The organism is Bacteroides timonensis, from assembly GCF_000513195.1.
GTDB classification, from domain to species: Bacteria; Bacteroidota; Bacteroidia; order Bacteroidales; family Bacteroidaceae; genus Bacteroides; species Bacteroides timonensis.
Window position 1 is genome coordinate 14,456 of sequence record NZ_CBVI010000057.1, and the last position, 22,391, is coordinate 36,846.

At 43.7% G+C, this 22,391-nt stretch carries 12 protein-coding genes; 6 read left to right on the forward strand and 6 right to left on the reverse strand.

The annotated features are described in order from the left end of the window. From BN161_RS11710 to BN161_RS11720, 4 genes are all read right to left on the reverse strand, one after another. Positions 1-873: a FecR family protein gene (locus tag BN161_RS11710; RefSeq protein ID WP_044266300.1), complete on the reverse strand. Its 873-nt coding sequence runs from the start codon at positions 871-873 to the stop codon at positions 1-3. Between the two features lie 398 nt (positions 874-1,271). After that, positions 1,272-1,691 (reverse strand): hypothetical protein, encoded by a 420-nt coding sequence (locus BN161_RS11715; protein WP_044266301.1) that lies wholly within the window; start codon positions 1,689-1,691, stop codon positions 1,272-1,274. 212 nt (positions 1,692-1,903) lie between these two features. Beyond that, positions 1,904-2,038, reverse strand: a complete 135-nt coding sequence (locus tag BN161_RS30810) for a hypothetical protein (protein ID WP_262483906.1) — start codon at positions 2,036-2,038, stop codon at positions 1,904-1,906. An 80-nt stretch (positions 2,039-2,118) separates the two neighbouring features. Then, entirely contained in the window at positions 2,119-2,661 is a 543-nt protein-coding gene (locus BN161_RS11720) for an RNA polymerase sigma-70 factor (protein ID WP_044266449.1), read from the reverse strand. Positions 2,662-2,879: 218 nt separating this feature from the next. Between BN161_RS11720 and BN161_RS11725 the strand changes: the two genes are divergently transcribed. From BN161_RS11725 to BN161_RS11735, 3 genes are read left to right on the forward strand one after another with little or no spacing between them, the layout of a single operon-like run. Then, positions 2,880-6,143, forward strand: coding sequence for a SusC/RagA family TonB-linked outer membrane protein (locus BN161_RS11725; protein WP_044266303.1), 3,264 nt, complete (start codon positions 2,880-2,882; stop codon positions 6,141-6,143). A gap of 14 nt (positions 6,144-6,157) precedes the next feature. After that, positions 6,158-7,936 carry a RagB/SusD family nutrient uptake outer membrane protein gene (locus BN161_RS11730; protein WP_044266451.1) on the forward strand — a complete coding sequence of 593 codons (1,779 nt, stop codon included), beginning with the start codon at positions 6,158-6,160 and terminating at the stop codon, positions 7,934-7,936. 33 nt (positions 7,937-7,969) lie between these two features. Next, positions 7,970-9,061, forward strand: a complete 1,092-nt coding sequence (locus BN161_RS11735) for an Sb-PDE family phosphodiesterase (protein WP_044266305.1) — start codon at positions 7,970-7,972, stop codon at positions 9,059-9,061. A 67-nt stretch (positions 9,062-9,128) separates the two neighbouring features. Here BN161_RS11735 and hemW read toward each other — a convergent pair whose 3' ends face one another. Beyond that, positions 9,129-10,259, reverse strand: a complete 1,131-nt coding sequence (gene hemW, locus BN161_RS11740; RefSeq protein WP_044266306.1) for a radical SAM family heme chaperone HemW — start codon at positions 10,257-10,259, stop codon at positions 9,129-9,131. Positions 10,260-10,337: 78 nt separating this feature from the next. Next, positions 10,338-12,356 carry a DUF2264 domain-containing protein gene (locus BN161_RS11745; RefSeq protein WP_081743685.1) on the reverse strand — a complete coding sequence of 673 codons (2,019 nt, stop codon included), beginning with the start codon at positions 12,354-12,356 and terminating at the stop codon, positions 10,338-10,340. Positions 12,357-12,716: 360 nt separating this feature from the next. Here BN161_RS11745 and BN161_RS11750 point away from each other — a divergent pair, with 360 nt between their 5' ends. The 3 genes from BN161_RS11750 (at position 12,717) to BN161_RS11760 (ending at position 22,367) form a co-directional block, all read left to right on the forward strand. Further along, complete coding sequence (locus BN161_RS11750) at positions 12,717-16,928, forward strand: hybrid sensor histidine kinase/response regulator transcription factor (RefSeq protein ID WP_044266308.1); 4,212 nt, start codon at positions 12,717-12,719, stop codon at positions 16,926-16,928. A 338-nt stretch (positions 16,929-17,266) separates the two neighbouring features. Next, positions 17,267-20,419 (forward strand): SusC/RagA family TonB-linked outer membrane protein, encoded by a 3,153-nt coding sequence (locus BN161_RS11755; protein ID WP_044266457.1) that lies wholly within the window; start codon positions 17,267-17,269, stop codon positions 20,417-20,419. A 34-nt stretch (positions 20,420-20,453) separates the two neighbouring features. Continuing rightward, on the forward strand, positions 20,454-22,367 hold the full coding sequence (locus BN161_RS11760; RefSeq protein WP_081743686.1) for a RagB/SusD family nutrient uptake outer membrane protein: 1,914 nt from the start codon (positions 20,454-20,456) through the stop codon (positions 22,365-22,367). The last annotated feature ends 24 nt before the right edge of the window (positions 22,368-22,391 follow it).

Genomic DNA, 22,391 nt, shown 5'->3' on the forward strand with positions numbered 1-22,391 from the left:
CTAGTTTAATTTTTGTGTGATCATTATTATGTCATTAGTTTTTGTGTATTCAAACTTTTGATTGCGGCAAAGCAGCGAAAGAATATCTTCCAGTGTTTCGCCATCAGAGAAAGTAGCCGTCATGCGATAGTTCTGTAAGTCGGTGTCTTCAATACGAATATCTGTGTGGAAAGCGTTAGAAAGTTGTCGGATAATCTCTTGTAAAGGAATGCTTTTGAAAAGCAGTGTTCCGTTTCTCCAGATAATCTCTTCGGATGCGTTATTTTCGGTATGTAGGGTCAGACTTTTCTTATCCTTATTATATATAGCGCTTTCATTGGGTGAGAGAATCAGGCTCTTTTCTGTTTTACCGATGAGGCTGACAGAAACGGAACCTTCCAATAAAGTTGTTTTCACTTGCGTATCTTCGGGATAGGCTTCGACATTGAAATGTGTACCTAAAACCTGTACTATAATTGCTCCGGCTTCCACTTTGAAAGGATGTGCTGCATCCTTGCTGACTTCGAAATAAGCTTCTCCTTGTAACTGTACTTTCCGGTCTTTTCCTCTGAAGCGTTCGGGATAAGTCAGAGAAGAATAGCGGTTCAGTACAATTTCTGTTTGGTCGGGCAGTGTTACGGTACGTGTTTCTGCCAATGTGGATACGGTTTGCAATGGTACTGGGGCGAACATATAGTATGCCCACCAGCCCAGTACACAAAGCACGGCGACAGCGGCTGCACCAGCCATTGTGTGCAATGAAAGGATGCGGCGTTGCAGATGCGGCAACCGTTTCTCAAGAAGTATCCAGCTATTGGCTTTCGAGAATCTTCCTCTCGGCGAACGGGTGGAGGTTGCGAGTTTATCGAGTATTTTTTCAAATTCTTGTTCCATGTTCCTATTCTTCTTTTCTATAAAGACAGGTAAAACGTAAAAACTCCCTATGCCGAAATTACTTTTTTCTGGAAAAAGTGTTAACCGGTTCAGAAATATTCCATCATAGTCCTATACATGTATTAATCATGCGAATCAGGAGTTAAATTATGTTCATTATTGTAGGGTTATGAGTTAAATGGACTATCTCAATTCCCCTCCTCCAGTTGGAGGAGGGGTGCCCGAAGGGCGGGGTGGTAGGTAAAGCAATAAATACCTATAAATCATATCAATTAGGAATTCTTTTCTCACCTACCACCTCCCCCTACGGGTACTCCTTCTCCGGGGAGGAGGAGAATTGAGATAGTATTGCTTAGCATTTAATTTAATTCATTTCTTTCGGGTTATGAGCTAAATGATTATTGTGGACTTAGATGAATAGTGATTTGTGTCTTTTTACCTTCTTTATCCTTCGGGGTACAAACAATACGGAATTGAGCATTGTCTGTTACTCTCTTCGGATAGATTTTCACCCGTAAATTGGCTGATTTCTTCTTGGCAGGGATAATGACTGTCTTGTCTTCAATGCTGAAGATAACTGCTTTACCCGGCATGTTTATGCCATTAATAAGAACTTCCCTATCCTCATTTTTCTTTTCAGCCGCAATAATCTTTACGTTGAACTCTTCCGTATCTTTGTTTTTATCGAACGAATAGTTTTGGGTGACTTTCTCAAAACCTACATATTCTTCGGGATAACTGGAACTGTTGTTGCTGCATGCGGAGAGGATGAAGAGAAGCCCTGCGACTCCTGCCATTTGTTTGCAAAATCTTTTCATGTCGTTTTAATTTTAGTTTAGTTTATATAGTTCATGAGTAAAGACAGGAGCAGAAAAGAAACTCCCTATGGAAATAGAAATAAAAAGTGTTAATTAATCATGTGATAATTACTGTGGATGCATATTCCCTTTTCCTCCTATCTTCATCGCCCCTTCCAGGCTGAGTTCTTCAGGCATGGGTATGTTTAAAAACTTTCGGAAGTGTAAAAATGTTACATGACGATGTCGAGGCGGAATATGGTAAAACCGGTCTGTATCCGCTCAGGAGATAGCTGTGGTACTACTTTTGCAAGGCTACACCCTTTTCTTCGGATGGTGTAGCCATCGCCTCCAAAGGGTGTAGCCATCCAGGAGGGAAGGTGTAGCCCTGCCGGGAGGACGGTTTACTAACATCGGAGGTTGATGAATATTGTTTGACAATCTCTACTTATTGGAGCAGTATTTCTTTCAATCGAATCGTTGCTTTCTGTAATTGTGCATCCACTGTTTTTGTACTGATGCCCAATTCTTCTGCTACTTGTGCATAGGTTTGTTTTTCTTCGCGGATGCGGATAAAGACTTCACGACAACGTTCCGGTAGTCGGTCGAGAGCTTTTACATAGCGGGCAAAAAGCTCTTCACTGATCAGAGTATCTTCAGGAGATACGGCTTGACCGGAGTGTTCTTGTAGAGTTTCTGTTGATAGGGTGGGGCGGCGCTCCTCTTTTTCTATATAGTTGAGAGAGGCATTCTTTACGAGTATGAAACAGTAATCTTCGATATTGGTAATTTCTAATAGTTGCTTACGGTGTTCCCAGAGTTTCATGAAAACATCAAGCACAATTTCTTGCGACCATTCTTCGTGGTGAGTGTAGTAATAAGCAATACGGAACAGACGGTCGTATGTCATGTCATAAAAATCCCGGAAAGCAGTTTGGGAATCCTGCTCGCTCATTTTCCGTAGATATCTTCTGACTTCCTGTTCCGTCATATTGCCGTTCCATATAACTATGGGGGACAAAGGTAGCGGTTTCAAATTAAATATCCTATTCTGTGTGTTTCTTGTCTTTCTAAAATGCTGATTAAAAGATGGAGTTCTAATCATTTCACTGACATCCTAACTTCACTTTCTTGTAGCATAGTTGAAATCTGTACCTCCCACCTTTGCACCCCGAAAGGATTCTTGATTTATTTTATCAATTGAACAGTATGAAAGTGAAAAGATGTTTTTTAGAATGGAGTTTGGTAAGCAGGCGTTTTGCCGTTGCCCTCACCTTTGTTTTAGGGGGAGGAATGTTGCTTGCTGCTAATCTTGTTCCACTGAAAGGTGTCGTAAAAGATGCCTCAGGAGAACCGTTGGCCGGCGTTACGGTGAGAATCAAAGACGGAAAGTCGGGAACAATCACTGATGTGAACGGACATTTTGTCTTGGATGTAGAGAAAGGGAAAAAACTGTTACTGAGCTATATCGGATACTCAGAAACAGAAGTATTGGTAAAAGATGACCAGCAAATGCAGATCGTACTTAAGGAAGATGCGCAACAGTTGCAGGAAGTGGTGGTCGTAGGTTACGGTACGGCAAAGAAAGTAAATCTGGTGGGTGCTGTGGACCAGATTGATAGCAAGCAGATTGCAGAGCGCGGCAACAGCAACATTTCTCGTTCGTTGCAAGGTATGGTACCGGGGCTGAACATTACATTCAGTGACGGTAAACCTTCGCGTACGCCATCCATTAATCTTCGTGGAACAGGAAGCATTGGTGCGGGTGGTAGTGCCCTTGTGTTAATAAACGGGGTGGAAGGCGATCTCAACTCGGTGAATCCTGCGGATGTGGAAAGTGTATCTGTGCTGAAGGATGCTTCTTCGGCTGCTATCTATGGTGCGCGTGGTGCTTTCGGGGTGATATTGGTAACTACCAAGAATGCTACTGCCGGAAAGACAAAAATCAATTATAACGGAAGTTTCTCCATGCATCAGCGTACGGTGAAGACAGAAGATGGCATCGTTAGTAATGGTTTGCAGTGGACCGATGGCTGGTATACGGCGTATCTGGAAGGTCAGGAGGCGCCTCCGGGAGGTATCAATAATGTATTTAAGTATTCTACCGACTGGTATAATGAATTGGTAAGACGCGATGCCGATCCTTCACTGGATAAAGTGCGTGTCAATGATAAGGGGGAATATGAATACTTTGGTAATACCAACTGGCTGGATATCATTTATAAAGATCAGAACTATTCCACTGAACACAATGTCAGCATTAGTGGGGGAAATGAGCGTGCCCGGTATTATGTGTCAGGACGTTACTACAACCAGGATGGCATTTACAATGCCGGAGACGAAAAGTATACGCAGTATAATATCCGTTCAAAAGGAGAAATACAAATCAATAAATCTCTTTTGTTGGAGAATAATACGGATGTCATGATTTTCCGTTCCCACCAGCCTATGGTGATGTACGACCGTCAGAATATAACCCGCCAGGCACAACATCAGGGATATCCGGTGACTATGGAGAAGAACCCTGACGGTACTTGGACCGAAGCAGCCGTATATATCGGATGGGCAGGTTTTGTAGAAGGGACTTCCTGGCAAAAGGACAATAAACTGGATGTACGCAATACGACGACCTTAACGTATACACCTATAAAACAGCAATTGATCTTTAAAGGTGACTTTACTTATTACAGCAGCAAGTCCACCCGTCTAAGGGCCGAGAATCAGTACAACTACTATACGGGACCGAAAATAATGAAAACCCGTAATACGTTCAGTTCTCTGGAAAATATGGATTATAACAAGGAATATCTCTCAAGCAATATTACTGGTAACTATATTCCTAAATTTTCTGATTCCGATCATTATCTGAATGTACTGTTGGGTTGGAATCTTGAGCACCAGGATTATAAAACGATACAAACTTACCGCCGTGGTCTGATTAGTGCCACTAAACCGAGTTTTGCTCTTATGGATGGTGATTATTATACTACGGGACAAGGTGGAAATGAGTGGGCTTATGTAGGTTTCCTCTATCGTCTGAACTACAATTATAAGAGTCGTTACCTGGCAGAAGTAAGTGGGCGTTATGATGCCTCTTCCAAGTTTCCCGAGAATCAACAGTGGGGTTTCTTCCCTTCCGGATCACTGGGCTGGCGTATTTCTGAAGAGCCTTTTATGAAATCTACCCGCAATTGGCTGGATAACTTGAAAGTCCGTGCTTCTGTTGGTAGTTTGGGCAATGGTAATGTAAGCCCTTACCTCTATCTTTCTACAATTCCCATTAAGAAAACATCCGTTATTCTGGGGGATGCATTGCAGACGTATGCCACTACTCCGAATATCGTTCCCAACAGTCTGACTTGGGAGAAATCGACAACTTATGATATTGGTCTGGATGTCGATATGCTGTCTAACCGTTTGTCGATGGTGTTCGACTACTATCAACGCTATACAACGGATATGTATACAGTAGGTCCTACTTTACCTGCCGTACTGGGAGCCGCTACGCCTAAAGGTAACAATGCAGAGATGAAAACCAAGGGCTGGGAACTTTCGATCATGTGGCGTGACAACTTTACACTGGCTGATAAGCCGTTTAATTACAGTGTAAAAGCTATGTTGTGGGATAGCCGTACCTGGGTTACTAAATTCAATAATCCTACGAAACTACTCTCCACTTATTATGAGGGACAGGAGATTGGTACTATCTGGGGATATCATATCGAAGGATTATTTAAAGATCAGGCTGAAATAGATGCTCATGCAGACCAGTCCAAACTAAAAGTATCCGCTACGAATATTCTGAAACCGGGTGATCTGAAATTTGCCGATCTCGATAAAAGCGGTGCGGTGGATAATGGTCAGAATACATTGGATGATCACGGTGACCTGAAGGTTATCGGAAATGCTACGCCTCGCTACCAGTTCGGTCTCAATTTGAGTGCCAACTGGAATGGTATTGGCATCAGTGCTTTCTTTCAGGGTGTAGGCAAGCGAAACTGGTATCCGCATCGTGAGTCAGCTTTCTTCTGGGGGCAATATGATCGTCCCTACAGCTATATGCTGAAGGAACATACCGGAAATAATGTATGGACAGAAGAAAACCAGAACACCGATGCTTATTGGCCCCGCTACCGTGGCTATCTGGCAAATGGTTCTACAAAGGCGTTGGGTATCCAGGCCAATGACCGCTATTTACAGAATATAGCTTATGTCCGTCTGAAGAATCTTCAGATAGATTATACTTTCAATAAGAAGTTCTGCGATAAACTGCACTTACAGGATTTGAAGATTTACCTTGCCGGTGAGAACTTGCTGACATGGACACCGCTGAACAAGCATACCAAGATGTATGACCCCGAAGGTATCAGTGCCGGTGATGCAGACTTCCGCTCCACTGCCGATAAGGATGGAGACGGATATGGTTATCCTATTTTAAGCAGTTATACAATCGGCATTAATGTAACCTTTTAACACAGAAGATGAGTATGAAAAAATATTGGTTGATAGGTCTGTATGCTTTGGCTCTGACCTCTTGTGATAGTTTTCTGAATTGTGAGCCCGAGAACAGTTTTTCTTCCGAAGGCTTTCTGGAGTCGGAGTCGGACTTACGGCTTTATACAAATGGTTTCCTGCAAAGTTTCCTACCTGGCGAAGAAACAATAGCCTGGGGTGGAGACCAGTATGCAGACTTTTGTGCAACCCGTTCGTCCACTACTTTTTTGATCGGTGACACGTGGGATGATACCCAACAAGGCGGTTGGGGAACCGGCGACTGGGGAGATCTGCGACAGATTAATTACTTTCTCGATAATCTGCCTAATGCTAAAGGCAAAGTAACGGATGCCATTTATTTACATAATGAAGGTGTAGGACGTTTCTGGCGTGCTTATTTCTATTATGGTATGGTCAGAACGTTCGGTGATGTACCCTGGTATGAAACGACATTGGATGTGGATAATAGAGATGAACTATACAAACCACGTGATAAGCGTGAGGTCGTTATGGATAAGATATTGGAAGATCTCGATTTTGCCTGTACCAATTGTTCCACAGATAAGACCTTGACAGAAAGTAGCACGTTGATAACGAAATGGGTGGCATTAGCACTCAAATCCCGTATCTGTCTGTTCGAAGGTACCTACCGTAAATATCATTCGGAGTTAGGATTGCAAAGCTCGGCTGAAAAATTCTTGCGTGCCTCTATTGCCGCATCCGAAGAACTGATGACGAAGGGTCCTTATAAATTACTGAATACGGGAGAGGTGGAGACACAGTATCGTTCTCTGTTTACTTCGGAAGAACTGAATACAACGGAAGTAATCTGGGGTATTGCCTTCAAAAAAGATTTGCGTATGCACTCCATTACCTGGAAACTATTCTCAGCCTCATTTGGGGCAAACTGGTCATTGGTACGGCCTTTTGTAAATATGTATCTGATGCGCGATGGTAACCGTTTCACCGACCGTACGGATTATGCTACCATGCAGTATATGGATGAATTCCAGAATCGCGATTGTCGCTTGATGCAAACAGTTATTTCACCGTCTTACCAGCGAAAAATAAGTGGTACGGTGAAGTCGGATGCACCTAATTTCTCTATGACATCCACCGGTTATCAGCTTATCAAATGGGCTATAGATGATGATGTGCATGTAGGGAAGGCTACGGCCAATAACTCTATTTCTATTTTCCGTTATGCGGAAATATTGCTGAATTATGCAGAAGCGAAAGCGGAATTAGGTGAATGTGATGAAACGGTGTGGAATGCTACGGTCAAACCATTACGCGAACGTGCCGGAGTAGAAGGGAAGGTCCCTGCAACCTATGACCCGTATGTAGCCGCTTACTTTAAAAATCAAACAACGGATAAATGGGTGCTGGAAGTGCGTCGTGAACGCGGTGTAGAGTTGGCTTTTGAAGGAGTTCGCTATGATGATATCATGCGTTGGAAACAAGGAGACCTGATTGAAAATGTATGGCAAGGTATTTACATTCCCCGGAAAGGTGAAGCGTATGACCTGAACGGCGATGGTGTAAAAGATGTAGCTGTGGTAGATAAAGAACCGGCGGCCGGTGATAAGATTAAGGGTGTACAATATGTGGTAATTGGCAAAACCAATCGTTTGTCCGAAGGTGACCACGGATATATTGAATTTGGCTTTAGCCAGGGACGTAAATGGGATGATAAGAAATACTTGCGTCCGATACCGTTGACGGCTACTCAGATAAATCCGGCTTTATTGCCTCAAAACCCAGGTTGGTGATAGTAACTTTAATGATAAAAATAAATAGATAACATGAAAGTAAATAAAGTATTAGTAAGTACGTTCCTTTTGGCAACCTGCCTGATGAATGTACAGGCGCAACGCCGGAATGAAATTCAAGTTCCCGATTTAGATGGATACACTACTTTGAAGTGCGATTTTCATATGCACACAGTCTTCTCTGACGGTCTGGTTTGGCCTACGGTGCGTGTAGATGAGGCTTATCGCGAAGGATTGGATGCAATTTCTCTGACAGAACACATCGAATATCGTCCTCACAAAAAAGATGTTGTGGCAGATCATAACCGTTCGTTCGATCTTTGTCAGAAACAGGCTGAAAAGCTGGGGATACTTTTAATCAGAGGCAGTGAGATTACTCGTCCGATGGCTCCCGGGCACTTTAATGCCATTTTTCTGACTGATTCCAATCCATTGGAACAAAAAGAGTATAAAGACGCTTTCAATGAAGCCAAAAAGCAGGGAGCATTTATCTTCTGGAATCATCCCGGATGGGCTGCCCAACAACCGGATACTACTAAGTGGTGGCCCGAGCACACAGAACTCTATAATGAAGATTGTATGCATGGTATTGAAGTAGCAAATGGCCCTCTGTATATGCCCGAAGCCATTCAATGGTGTTTGGATAAGCATCTGACAATGATTGGTACTTCCGATATCCATCAACCTATTCAGACTGATTATGATTTCTCTAAAGATGAACATCGCACCATGACATTCGTCTTTGCGAAGGAACGTTCCTTGAAAGGCATCCGTGAGGCATTGGACAATCGCCGCACTGCTGCTTATTATCGAGAGTTGGTGATTGGACATGAAGACTTGCTCCGTCTATTTTTTGAAAAATGTGTAAAAATAGAAGAGATCAGCCGTAATGAGAAAGGAGTGACGCTCTCTGTAACCAATATTACAGATTTAGTCCTGAAACTGGAAAAGACTGCACATGATACTTCTTTGGTCTATTTTCGGGATATGACGCTGAAGCCGCATACACGATATAGTGTCCGTATCGGATTTGATAATGGCATCAAAGGAGGAGATGTGAATTTTGAAGTGACGAATTTTATAGTGGCTCCTGATAAAGGATTGGAGTATACTATTTCTCTGTAAAAAAGGTTTGTATTGTTAAGTTGCCCGGTCTTGAAAAGTATCAGGACCGGGCATGTTGTATATGTAATTATTCTATTTCCAAGAGGTCGCTCATGATACCGTCTGAGATGAAAATGCCTTCCCTGGTTAGCTTTAACCGATTGTTATGCAACTCTAATTTCCCATTTTCCAGATAAGGTCTGGCTTGTTCCAGGCAATATTTCCAGAGTCGGTCGCCGAACTTGCTTTTCAGTTCCTCTGTGGATATTCCCCACATTGTGCGCAGACCTGTGATGATGTATTCATTGTAGCGGGTTCGTGTGTCCAGTTGTTCTGTTTCGTGTGGACGTTGCCCCTGTTCTACAGATGAAAGATACTGATTTAGTGAAGCTACATTCCATTCGCGCGAGTTTCCATCAAAGGAATGTGCGGACGGACCGCATCCCAGATAAGGGATACCTTGCCAATAAGAAGTATTGTGTCGGGAATACATTCCAGGTTTGCAGAAGTTAGAAATCTCATAATGCTCGTATCCGGCAGCAGAAAGAGTGTCTATCAATGTGGAGAAGAAGTTCAGGCTACTGTCCTCATCCACTTGAGATACCGATTGTTGTTGCAGCATTTTGTAAAGAGGTGTACCTTCCTCGTAAATCAGATGGTAGGCTGAAATATGCTCCACGTTAAGGCTGACAGCCTGTTGTAAATCTTGTGCCCAGCGTTGGTCCGTTTCTCCGGGCAAACCATAAATCAGATCGATGCTGATGTTTTGAAAACCTGCTTGCCGACAGCGTTGTACTGCCTCTATTGCTTGTGCGGCATTGTGCCGCCTGTTCAATAATCGTAGTGTTGCATCATCGAAAGTTTGTATTCCCATGCTGATGCGGTTGAACGGTAGAGTGCGCAACATTCCGATATATTCTTCCGTAAGGTCATCGGGATTTGCTTCAAGAGTTATTTCTGTTGCTTCCCTCGTTCCGTAAACCTGCTCAATCGTTTTGAAAACCTCCTTAAAGTCTTCCTCCGATAACTGTGACGGTGTACCTCCACCGAAATAAATGGTTTCAACAGCTTCTCCTTTCAGATATTCCTTGCGTTCCGTCAACTCCCGGCAAAGGGCATGGATATATTGCGATTTCAATTCCGAACGTGTGGTGGAATAGAAATCGCAATAAATGCAACGTGTCTTGCAGAAGGGAATATGTATGTAGATGCCTGCCATAATTATATTGTTTCTGTAGAAGAACTTCTGTAGTTCTTACTTTGGCGGCAAAGATAACTATTCCTTCCGAAACTTACATCAGGAGAGAGAAACCGTCTTTACCGTTCCGTCGGAGAAATAAATGGTTATAGTGTCTCCGGTCTGTTTGAAGGTCTTTACAGGTGCCAGTTCCTTTTTGGTAAATGGCTTGCCACTCTTTTTCCATAATTGCAGTGTGATGAAGATCTTGTCACCGGAATGAGTAGCGGCAGCATTGATTACTGAGCATCTGTTACTTACCGGATGCAGTCCTTCAGTCTGTACGAATTCCACTTCCGACCAACCCTGGAGATTGATAAGAGCCGTTTGATAGGCACCATTATCCATGCAGTAGGCGGTGTATCCTCCGGCCTTTTGCTCCTTTGTAACAATGGGACTATCTAATTCCGGTAATGAATAGTGTCCATAACGTAATTCTGTCGTAATCGGGAAAGAAACTTTGTCTACGCGCAGAATGCCGTTAGGAAGTGGAATTTCTGCCAGGCGGAATTTGATTTCCGGGTTTGTTTCAAGTTCTGCATCCCGGTAATAAATTCCGTCTTCAAACTTCTTGAAAGTGTAGAGGCGTAGTACTTCCCATTTTTGTTTGGCATTCAGTACAGCATAGTTCATGGATACCTTGCCATCCGGACTGTCTGCCATCCAGGGAAATGCCGTGTTGTAAGACAGTTTATTGTAATTCTCGGTAGAACGGAATTTCTGCCAGTCTTTAGCAACTGTTTCATGACACCATGCACGTATTTCCGAAGTGCCGCTGTTGGGATAGTTAGTCACCAAAGTATTAGAGCCTTCCATGAACTTATTGTATACTTTGCCAGGTTGAAGTTCTTTTTCCCAAGCTCCGTTATTCTCAATAGCTGTCCAGAACGGATTATCAGCAGGCAATAATAACCCAAGGAACGCTTTCCCCATCCAGTAAACACTGCCACGGCAACTATAAATCTGTACGGCAGGCTCAAAAGCCCCATAAAATCCCAGTGTTGGTACCCGGTCTTCCATTAATGCAGGATTTTCAAGGAACTGGAGCAAGGTGGAAGAGGCAATGCGGCGCATCCAGCCATAGTTGATGGACGGATCATTGAGCCATCCCATCAGCGGGAAAGGTACAGCGGCAGCTATACGGTACGTAATACTGCGTCCATACATATTCATTTTACCATCTTCGGCAAACATATAAGGATAGTTGGGAACCAGGTCACGGAAGTTGCTGACAAACTGACGTCCGGCTTCCGGATTAAATTTCTCACCGTAATAATGTGCCCAAATCATACCATACATCTGGAAAGCCCACATACTATAATAATCGTATGCCGGGCTATCATTATACCATCCGTACCCACGATATTGTGCCAGTGATTTTTGCAGCAATTCATCCATATACCCGTCTTTTACCTCATAACCCTGGTCTTTGAAGAAAGACATGACGAATATATTGAAGAAGCGCCAGTTAGAACCGATTGTAGGTCCGTTGCCATAACTGAGCATCAATGCGGCAAGATCGTCTTTCTCCTTTTGAGTCAATGGTTCCCAGATAATTTCGGGCATTACGGTAAGCGACAGGGCAAGTGCTCCGAACTCAACAAGCGTCTGGCTTGGGCCACCTTTGAGATGTTGAATATATCCGGACTTCGACGGATCACTCATATTGCGCAACTGTTGCCGGTAATAATTTCCGACTTTGATTCCATTCAATACCAGATCCGGATTTTCTTTTAACAGAGGAATTGCTACAAACATAGTGCGGCAAAGTCCTTCCAGATTTTCTGTCTTGTTGAACTTTCCATCCGTTGGATAGCTCTTTCCCGGTTGTTTGGGGAAACGCATCGGATCATCCAGTGTGCGGATGTAGCTGAATGCTCCGTCCAGTAAATAGGTTGCAGCGTCAAGCCAATGGTGGCGAGTCATACCGGTGAGAGGGCTTAACTTGTAGTCCGGTTGTACTAAATGAAATACGGAATCATTTTTAGCCTGTGATAAGGATGCGTTTGCGCTTAGAGATACTAAAAAAACAAACAGCAATAATCCCTTGGTCATTTTAGAAAATACAAATTTCATCATAGCGTGTGTATTACATGGTAAAAATATTCTTATTTATTTTCCTCAGCAAAGAAAAGGTATTCTTTGCAATATAAACGGCTACTTTAGTGCCAAAAAGGGCGAAATTTAGATCAATATTGTCTTTTTTGGATTATCTGCTCCTTACCCGAACCGTATTTGGACCGTACTTGCTCCGTACGTTCTTCGATCAGAAGTACCTCTGGACGGAGAAACTACGGATTTAGTACGGAGCAAGTACATTCCGGGTACATCCCGGCATAGAATTATTGGAATATAATATTACCAATGGATAAGATACTTTTAGATATATTTACGTATATTTGTCGGGCGTTATTAATTATATTCTAAACTGAGTAAACCATGAAGGTAATGCTTACTATGAAAGAAAAAATCTGGAGTTTTGTTTTTTGCTTTGGAATATTTTTTCCTTTGGTATGTCAGGCTATCACAACACCTAAACCAAATACTCTGGTGTTTAAGTCTTCATCCATATTGAACAGTTTGCCCAGTAAAGATGTGCAATCTGTCTATCAGGATCGCGACGGATATATCTGGATATCTACCCGTAATGGACTTTTCCAATATGATGGTTATTCTCTTACTACTTATAAATCCAATCTTTTTCGCACTGATTTGCTGACTAATAATAATGTTTTCTGTGTGGCGGAGGATGCAAAACACCGTCTTTGGATTGGTACTTACAGTGGTCTGAACGTTTTGGACAAGAAAACGGGTGCGATACGGAAAATAGATCATCCGGAGATGAATGGTAATAGTATCCCTCAAGTCCTGATAACCAGTGATGAGCGTATTCTGTTTGCAACAGATTGGGGAGTATATGAGTATCAGGAAGATAAAGATGATTTCTTGTGCCATGGTGGCGAAAATACAGGGAATGTGATGCCCAGGACCGCCATAAAATCTCTGTTTGAAGATGATCGGGGAGATATTTGGATTGGAACATGGGATGCCGGATTGTATCGTTATGAGAAGAAAACCGGCAAATATTTCAGATATCCGCGGTTGAATGAACAAAACTCTGCCCATTATGTCTTCCAGGACAGTCAAAAGAATATTTGGGTAGGTACTTGGCGTGGCGGTTTGGTTTTGTTGAAAGATGCCTACCAGCCGGATGAGACCACTTGGATTACTTATCGGTATGATGAAAAGAATCCTGCCGGTATCTCAGATGATATTATCTATGCTTTATCCGAAGATCTTAATACTCATTCTTTATGGGTGGGAACCCGTAAAGGGCTTAGTGTACTTCCGTTGGCAGAGAATTATACAGGTACTGAGGCTTTCAGTAATTATTATCCCAGTGAATCGGATAGTTCTATAGCCAGTGATGAAGTGGCTTCCCTCCTGCGTGATCGCCAGGGACTGATGTGGGTAGGCATGATTGGCGGTGGTGTTAATAAGGTGAATACCCGGAAGGCTGATTTCTACTGGGATCAGTTGTTGGAAGTCAAACGGATGCTGAAGACTACTTCTGTCCGCAGTATTTTGCTGGATGATGAAGGATTGCTTTGGCTGGGAATAGGAACTTATGGGGTAGGGGTGAAGGACCGTCAAACCGGAAATTTCACTTATTATACCCAAATGCCTGAATTCAATCGTTATCGTGGGGTTTCTACGGTAATGTCTATGATGCAACATTCCGTTACGGGACATATTTGGATTGCTGCCTATGACGGAGGAGTTTATGAGGTGGATAAGAAGGCGCCTGTGGCACAGAGGGTGAAGAACTACTATGCTCAGGATGTACCGTGGTTGGCGGGTTCCTGCGTTTTTCATATCTATGAAGATTCAAAGCACAACCTTTGGTTTGCTACGCGTAATGGAGTCTCAATGCGTACAGTGAATGGAGAAGCGGTGCGGCTGGATACTTTGCAAGTTGGAAACAGCCAGATGAGAAACGTTCCGACTATGTATATGACCGAAGGAAATGACGGAGATATGTGGGTGGCTTCCAATACACACGGAGTTTTTCGGCTTCATTGTGATGAAAAAGGGAGTTATACCGTTTCATGTTATTCTGCTACGAATGGAAAGCTCAACAGTGTGTATGCCGATTGTCTTTACACAGATGCCAAAGGACGTATTTGGGTAGGGACAGGGGGTAGCGGACTGAATCTATATGATGAAGCAACCGATACTTTTCTTCCGGTACATGCGAAATGGAATCTTCCGGGAGATGCGGTTGTCAGTATCAGGAGTGATAAAGAGGGTGATTTATGGTTGGGTACGAATGCCGGATTGATAAAACTTACCCTATCGGATAACTTGGAAAGTGCGACTTTCCGTTTGTACACCACAGTGGATGGTTTGCAGGATAATATATTTATTCGTAGTGCCCAGGCGGTTGCAACCGACGGTGAAATGTTCTTCGGCGGACACCGGGGATACAATAGCTTTTATCCTGAGAATCTGAAGGAACAGTCTTTTTCTTCTCCTGTGATAGTGACTGATATTAAGATTTTCAATCAGTCATGGGGAAATCTGCCAGCTAAAGAGCGAATGGAGATTTCACAACTTTCACCCGCTTTTGCAGATGAGATACAGCTGGACTATTGGCACAATAATTTCAGCATCGAATTTTCAGCATTGGAGTATGCCAATCCGGATAGAAACCAGTATGCTTATCAGTTGGCGGGTTTCGATTCTGACTGGCAATATACGGGTGGGTCCAAGCGTTTTGCTTATTATAATAATCTGAAGCCCGGAACTTATACTTTCCAATTGAAAGCTTCTAATGCCAATGGCATTTGGGATGATGAGATGCTCCGGATGAAAGTCGTTATTTTGCCGCCTCCCTGGAAAACATGGTGGGCTTACACCTTATATATTATATGTGTTTGCGCTATTATCTATTATACTTTCCGGGTGATACGTAATCGAATCCGTTTGCGAAATGCTCTGCATCTACGTGAGATGGAACAAGCTAAGGCAGAAGAGGTAAATCATGCCAAATTGCAATTTTTCACTAATATTACTCATGAGCTACTGACTCCGTTGACTATTCTTTCTGCTTCGGTGGATGAACTGAGGTGGACCGCACCCGCGTATAAGGAGCAATATAGAGTGATGAATAACAATATCAATCGCCTGATACGCTTGCTGCAACAAATCCTTGAATTCCGTAAGTCGGAGACAGGGAATCTTAAGCTGCGGGTTTCTGAAGGTGACCTCACGCAATTTGTACATCGCAGTCTGGATAGCTTCCGCCCCTTGATGAAGAAGAAAGATATTCAGTTCCAGATTTCATGTTCACCCGATCCTTTCAACGCTTATTTTGATTCGGATAAATTAGATAAGATACTCTATAATTTACTGTCTAATGCTTCTAAATATAATCGTGCCGGTGGCATGGTCGGTGTGGAACTGTCTGAAAATGAAGATCGGACAGCACGTTTAGTGGTGAAAGACAATGGACCCGGTATATCAGCGGAAGCTCAGAAGAACCTTTTCAAACGCTTCTATGAAGGAGATTACCGGAAGTTCAGGACCATTGGAACCGGTATCGGTTTGTCATTGGTTCGCGATTTGGTTGTGTTGCATCATGGCACTATTACGGTAGAAAGTGAAGAAGGGAAAGGTACATTATTTATTGTGAACTTCCCAGTCCTTCGGAATTCGTATGCTGAAGAAGAAATAGAAGAAAGTCTGCCGGTAGATGCGGAAGACGTAAAGAATGAACTGTTATCAGATGAGTTTGGTGAAAATACCTCTGATGATGATACTGAGGAGCAAGCCGAAACGGCTGCTATCCGGTCTTCATACTCTATACTGATTGTTGAGGACAATGAAGAGCTATTGCGGTTAATGACGAAATTGCTGGGGACGGATTATATGGTCCACACGGCTAATAACGGTAAGGAAGCTATAGATGTGGTAGAGCAGGAAGAGATCGATCTGATTGTTTCTGACATAATGATGCCTGAGATGGATGGCATTGAGTTCTGCCGGTATATTAAAAATAAGTTTGAAACGTCCCATATTCCCGTAGTTTTGCTGACGGCTAAGAATAAGGAGGAAGACCGGGTTGAGGCTTATGAGTCCGGTGCCGATGGCTTTATCAGTAAACCTTTCAATTTGAGTGTTCTCCATGCGCGTATCTCCAACTTGCTCCGTAGCCGCGAACGTATGGGAAAGGACTTCAAGAAACAGTTGGTGTTTGAAGCCAAAGAGCTGAACTACACCAGTGTTGATGAGGATTTTCTGCAACGGGCTATTGATTGTGTGCATCGTCATTTGGATGATCCTGATTTTGATCAGGCGAAGCTGTTGGAGGAGATGTGTATGGCTAAATCGACTTTCTTCAGGAAGCTGAAGTCATTGACCGGCCTTACTTATGTTTCCTTTATCCGGAATATTCGTATGAAAGCAGCTTGTCGTATAATGGAAGAGAAGAAGAATATTCGTATTTCAGAATTGGCGTATGCTGTGGGATATAATGATCCGCGTTATTTCAGTAATAGTTTTAAGAAAGAGTTTGGTATGCAACCTTCCGAATATATGGAGCGCTTTACTTCGAATGGCACAGTGGAAGATGATGTTCCGGAAACATAGAGTATTTGTTTGTTAACTATCTTGTCTTTTATGCAGCAAGAACAACTTCCGGAAAATGGAATGTTGTTTTTGCTGTCTTATTGTGTTGCTTACCCGTTTATTCGTTTTATACATTTCTTTTAAAACTCTCTCACATTTGAAAATTTATGTAGAATAATGTTTCATTTCATGTAGAAAATTGTGTCATGAGACAAATTAGCATGTGTTTGGGCTGTTGTAGAAGGCATATTGCTTTCTGCCCCTCTATTTTTGTACCACAATCAAAAATATAAAAAACGATAGATTTTTTAGTTATGATTGTTACAAATAAATATATGTTTAATCTTAATTTTTTGCTAATGGAAAAACAAAGAAATTCCAAGCAGAGCAAGTGTAGAATAAAGAGCCGGTTGCTTTTTGCAGTGGTTCTGCTTCTCTTGTTCTTGTCGGTACCTTTGAAGGGGTACAGTGTGGAAAAAGCTCTTCCGGACGCTGTTCAGCAGAACACCGTAAAAGTGACAGGTACGGTGAAGGATGTCAATGGCGAGCCGATTATCGGTGCAAATGTAATGGTGGTAGGTTCTACTACCGGGGTAATTACCGATTTGGACGGTAAGTTTACGCTAAATGTCCCTGCAGGGGGTAAGTTACAAGTCAGTTTTATAGGTTACAAGGAACAAGTGGTTCCTATTAAAAAAGGTATTAGTCTAAATATAGTATTAGAGGAAGATGCCCAAATGCTGGGCGAGGTTCAAGTTGTAGCTTACGGTGTACAGAAGAAGGTATCAGTAACAGGTGCCATTTCTTCCATGAAAGGAGATGATTTGTTGAAAACGCCTGCGGGCTCTATCTCTAACATCCTTTCCGGTCAAGTGACCGGTATCTCTTCCGTTCAGTATTCGGGCGAACCGGGTGCGGATGCTGCCGACCTTTATGTACGTGGTATTGCGACATGGGGAAATGCTGCTCCGCTGATACAGGTAGATGGGGTGGAACGTGATATGTCCCAAATCGACCCGAATGAGATTGAAAGTATTACCGTGTTGAAGGATGCTTCGGCAACGGCTGTGTTCGGTGTGCGTGGTGCCAATGGTGTAGTTTTGATTACGACCAAGCGCGGCGCGGAAGGGAAAGCTAAAATTTCGTTCTCTACTTCGCTGGGTGTGAATGTGCGTACCAAGGACTTGGAATTTGCTAACTCCTATCAGTATGCCGATTATTACAACATGATGTTGATGAACGATGGAGGTGCGCCTGCTTTCTCGGAGGAGCAGTTGACTACTTTCCGCGACCATACCAATCCGCTGCTTTATCCGGACATCAACTGGATAGACTACTGTATGAACAAGGCAGCGTTGCAGTCACAGCACAATGTAAACATATCAGGCGGTACGAGCAATATGCGTTATTTCGTTTCTGCCGGTTTCTTTTCGCAGAATGGTATGTTCAAGCAGTTCAAGGCTTCGGATGACTTCAACTTTGACTACAAGCGATATAATTATCGTGCTAATCTGGACTTTGACCTGACCAAGAGTACCTTGCTCTCTGTCAATATTGGTGGCCGTGTGGAGACGAAGCGTACCCCCGAATCGGATGAAGATCAGAACCAGTTGTTCCGCAAGCTTTATTGGGCGGTGCCTTTTGCCAGTGCGGGGATTGTAAACGACATGTATATAAAGTCCAACGGTGACTACCTGCCTTTTACCGGTACCGATGGTCTGGCCTCTTACTATGGCAAGGGTGCTCGTATAAAGACTACTAATGTATTGAACTTGGACTTGGTGCTGAACCAGAAACTGGACTTCATCACCAAAGGACTTTCGGTGAAACTGAAGGGTTCTTATAACTCTGCCTATTCTAATGTAAAAAGGTCGACAGCTTCGGTTGCCAACTATACTCCCATCGTTGGTGATGATGGTTCCATCTCTTTCCGCAAAGCGGGTTCGGACAGCCAGTTGAGTTACAGTGACGGTGACTTCGGAAAGGCGCGTGACTGGTATATGGAGTTGGCATTGAGCTATAGCCGCAAATTCGGTGATCATAATGTATCGGCACTTGCGCTATACAATCAGTCGAAGAAATATTATCCGGGTGGTGTCTATACTTATATACCTTCAGGATATGTAGGATTTGTGGGACGTGTGACGTATGACTGGAAAACTCGCTATATGGCAGAATTCAATGTTGGCTACAATGGCTCTGAAAACTTTGCTCCGGGAAACCGCTACGGCTTTTTTCCTGCCGGTTCTTTGGGTTGGGTGATTAGTGAAGAACCTTTCTTTGCTCCTATCAAGAAGGTGATAGGTTACTTGAAACTGCGTGCGTCAGTCGGAATTGTCGGCAATGACAAAAACGGCTCAGACCGTTTCATTTACCTGCCGGGTAAGTATATTTATAGTTCATCTGGCGGTAACGGTGCTCCCGGTTATTTCTTTGGGCAGGACGTGAACAATATAAAGCCGGGAGCATACGAAGCCTCCCAGTCCAATCCCTTGTCCAAATGGGAAACTTCCGTAAAACAGAATTACGGTATCGACTTCAATGTGTTGGGTGACCGTTTGAACGTTTCTGCCGATTATTTCATGGAAAAACGCAAGGATATCCTGAAGACTCCGGATTATTTGCCCAGTATTCTTGGTATGGTTCTGCCGCCTGTCAACGTGGGTAAGACTGAAAATTCCGGTTTTGAACTGCAGGTGAAATGGAGTGATAAAATAGGTGAAGATTTCCGCTATTGGGCTACGGCAAATATGTCTTATGCCCACAATAAGATTGTGTACATGAACGAGGTGGCACAAAATGAACCTTGGATGTATCAGACCGGACGTAAAATCAATTCCCGGCCCATGTATAAGTTCTGGGGATTCTATGATGAAACTGCCGATGCACGCTATCAGGAAGAATTTGGTCAGGCTATTGCTAATCATGGTATCACGCTGGAAGCAGGTGATGCTGTCTATGTAGACTTGAACGGTGACGGCAAATTGGACGGTAACGATGCTACGCGTAATTTGGGATATACGGACATACCGGAATATACTGCCGGACTGAATGCCGGATTCACTTGGGGCAAGTTCGACTTCTCGATGCAGTGGACGGGTGCATGGAATGTTGACCGTATGTTGAGTGAGTTCCGTCGTCCGCTGGGTGACACGAACAACAAAGGCTTGCTGCTCTATCAGTATGATAACACATGGCGTTCTTCCGCCGACACTTTCACAGCAAAGTTCCCCCGTGCATCGAGCCTTCATGCCAGCAACAATTATGCAGGGTCTGACTTGTATCTGATTGATGCCAGCTACCTGCGCCTGAAGAGTGTGGAAATCGGCTATAATCTGGACTTCCCCTTCATGAAGAAACTGAAACTGAATGATTGTCGCGTATACGTGAACGGCTATAACCTGCTGACTTTTACGGACTTCATGTGGGGAGACCCGGAATCGCGCCAGAGTGACCGCCCCAATTATCCGTTGACTCGTGTGTTTAATATTGGTTTGAAAGTAGGATTCTGATCCGCTTCATATATAAATTAAGGAATTGAATAATATGAAAAATCTGACTAAATGGTTTATAGCGGCATTTGTGGGAGTCTCAACTCTTACCACATCTTGTGTCGATCAGATAAAATTTGGTGATAGTTTCCTGGAGAAAGCACCTGATACGGGTGATATGAATCAAGACACTATTTTTGGCAAAGCCGATTATGCGCGGGCTTTCTTGTGGAATACCTATTCTAAGATGTACTATGGACTTGCCACGAACTGGAATGACGTTGACGGTAAAATGAATACCGGAATGTTCGAGGTTTTGTCCGACTGCTGGCATAGCCACAATTCTTGGGACGGCATCAATCGTAAGTACTATTCGGGAGCATACAAGGCCAGTGATGAAGACAATGATTCTGATACCCGCTTCAATTACAAGAAGGAAGAGTGTTGGGAGGCTATCCGTTCTGCATGGATGTTCATTGAAAACGTGGGGCGTGTGCCTGATATGGATGATGCCGAGAAGAGCCGTCTGACGGCGGAAGCAAAGGCTATCATCGCTTCCCGCTATTTCGACCTTTTCCGCCATTTTGGAGGTCTGCCGTTAGTGGAACAGACTTATGGAGTGCAGATAAGTTATGAATTGCCGCGTGCTACGGCGGAAGAGACTGCAAACTTTATTGTGAAATTACTGGATGAGGCGGCTGCAACTTTGCCTTGGGACTTGGGAACGGATGATGCCAATTGGCAGGGACGTTTCACGAAAGCTGCGGCCATGGGATTGAAGTGTAAAGTGTTGCTGTTTGCAGCCAGCCCGCTGTTCAATGACAACGAGGCCTACTGTTCGGAGAATCCGCAGGTAGCTGTGGAGAACCGTCAGGTGTGGTATGGCAGCTATAATGCCGAATGGTGGAACCGTTGCTGGCAGGCTTGTGTCGATTTCTTCCAGGAACTGGATAGGAGTGGTTACTACTCACTGATGCAGGCCAATGCTGCCACATCTTCCGGATATCGCTCAGCCTTTAATAATGCTTACTTTGTACGTTCCGGCAATACTGAGTTGCTGATGTCTACGCGAATCATCGGCAAGTACAACTGGGAATGGTGGTACTATTGGGGCGAATGGGTGACTTTTGGAGGATATACACCGACTTTGGAGTATATGCAGATGTTCCCTATGAGTGATGGAAAGCCTTTCACCGATGACTACTTGAAAGAGGGCGCTTATCCTTTCTTTGAGAAGAATGACTACAACCAGCCGGTACGTGACCCGCGCCTCTATGAAACCATGCTGGTGAATGGGGCTGCTTATGGCGACCATGCTGCAGAGTTGTGGATCGGAGGCCGTGAAAACATAGACCAGACACGCCTTGAAACGGGACAGACTGCTACGGGATTCCGTAATTATAAGTTCTTTAAAGAAGGTAAAAATAGCTTGGCCGGCAAATATCTGGAATGGCCTTACTTACGCTTGGCTGAACTCTATCTGATTTATGCGGAAGCTTGCCTGCAAGCTAAGAATGACTTGGCTGGTGCCATTAAAAACGTGAATGTGGTACGTAGCCGTGTAGGCTTGGGTGACTTGAACGCTTGTAATCCTGACAAGCATCTGATGTCCGACAAGGATGCCTTGCTCGAAGAAATTCTTCGGGAACGGGCTTGTGAATTGGGATTGGAGGATGTACGTTTCTTCGACATGATCCGTTATAAACGGGATGATTTGTTCAGAAAACCCTTGCATGGATTGCGCATCTATCGTAATGACGGAGGGGGTGACAAGCCTTGGAGTGGAACAGACGGAAACGCCTCCGCATTTCCCGAAAAGCCTTCTGCTTTCAGATATGAGGTGTTTACGCTCGGCAACAGTTCACGTTCTTGGTGGACGAACTTCAGTCCGAAATGGTATTTGGCTGCTTTTCCGCCTTCGGAAGTGAACAAAGGATATGGACTGACTCAAAATCCGGGTTGGAACTAATGTTTGATGGAAACATACGGTTAA

Bases quoted from the DNA above. Each gene is read 5' to 3' on its own strand.
- BN161_RS11710 (WP_044266300.1), bottom strand. From the start codon at position 873: ATGGAACAAGAATTTGAAAAAATACTCGATAAACTCGCAACCTCCACC.
- BN161_RS11715 (WP_044266301.1), bottom strand. From the start codon at position 1,691: ATGAAAAGATTTTGCAAACAAATGGCAGGAGTCGCAGGGCTTCTCTTC.
- BN161_RS30810 (WP_262483906.1), bottom strand. From the start codon at position 2,038: ATGGCTACACCCTTTGGAGGCGATGGCTACACCATCCGAAGAAAAGGG.
- BN161_RS11720 (WP_044266449.1), bottom strand. From the start codon at position 2,661: ATGACGGAACAGGAAGTCAGAAGATATCTACGGAAAATGAGCGAGCAG.
- BN161_RS11725 (WP_044266303.1), top strand. From the start codon at position 2,880: ATGAAAGTGAAAAGATGTTTTTTAGAATGGAGTTTGGTAAGCAGGCGT.
- BN161_RS11730 (WP_044266451.1), top strand. From the start codon at position 6,158: ATGAAAAAATATTGGTTGATAGGTCTGTATGCTTTGGCTCTGACCTCT.
- BN161_RS11735 (WP_044266305.1), top strand. From the start codon at position 7,970: ATGAAAGTAAATAAAGTATTAGTAAGTACGTTCCTTTTGGCAACCTGC.
- hemW (WP_044266306.1), bottom strand. From the start codon at position 10,259: ATGGCAGGCATCTACATACATATTCCCTTCTGCAAGACACGTTGCATT.
- BN161_RS11745 (WP_081743685.1), bottom strand. From the start codon at position 12,356: ATGATGAAATTTGTATTTTCTAAAATGACCAAGGGATTATTGCTGTTT.
- BN161_RS11750 (WP_044266308.1), top strand. From the start codon at position 12,717: ATGAAGGTAATGCTTACTATGAAAGAAAAAATCTGGAGTTTTGTTTTT.
- BN161_RS11755 (WP_044266457.1), top strand. From the start codon at position 17,267: ATGGAAAAACAAAGAAATTCCAAGCAGAGCAAGTGTAGAATAAAGAGC.
- BN161_RS11760 (WP_081743686.1), top strand. From the start codon at position 20,454: ATGAAAAATCTGACTAAATGGTTTATAGCGGCATTTGTGGGAGTCTCA.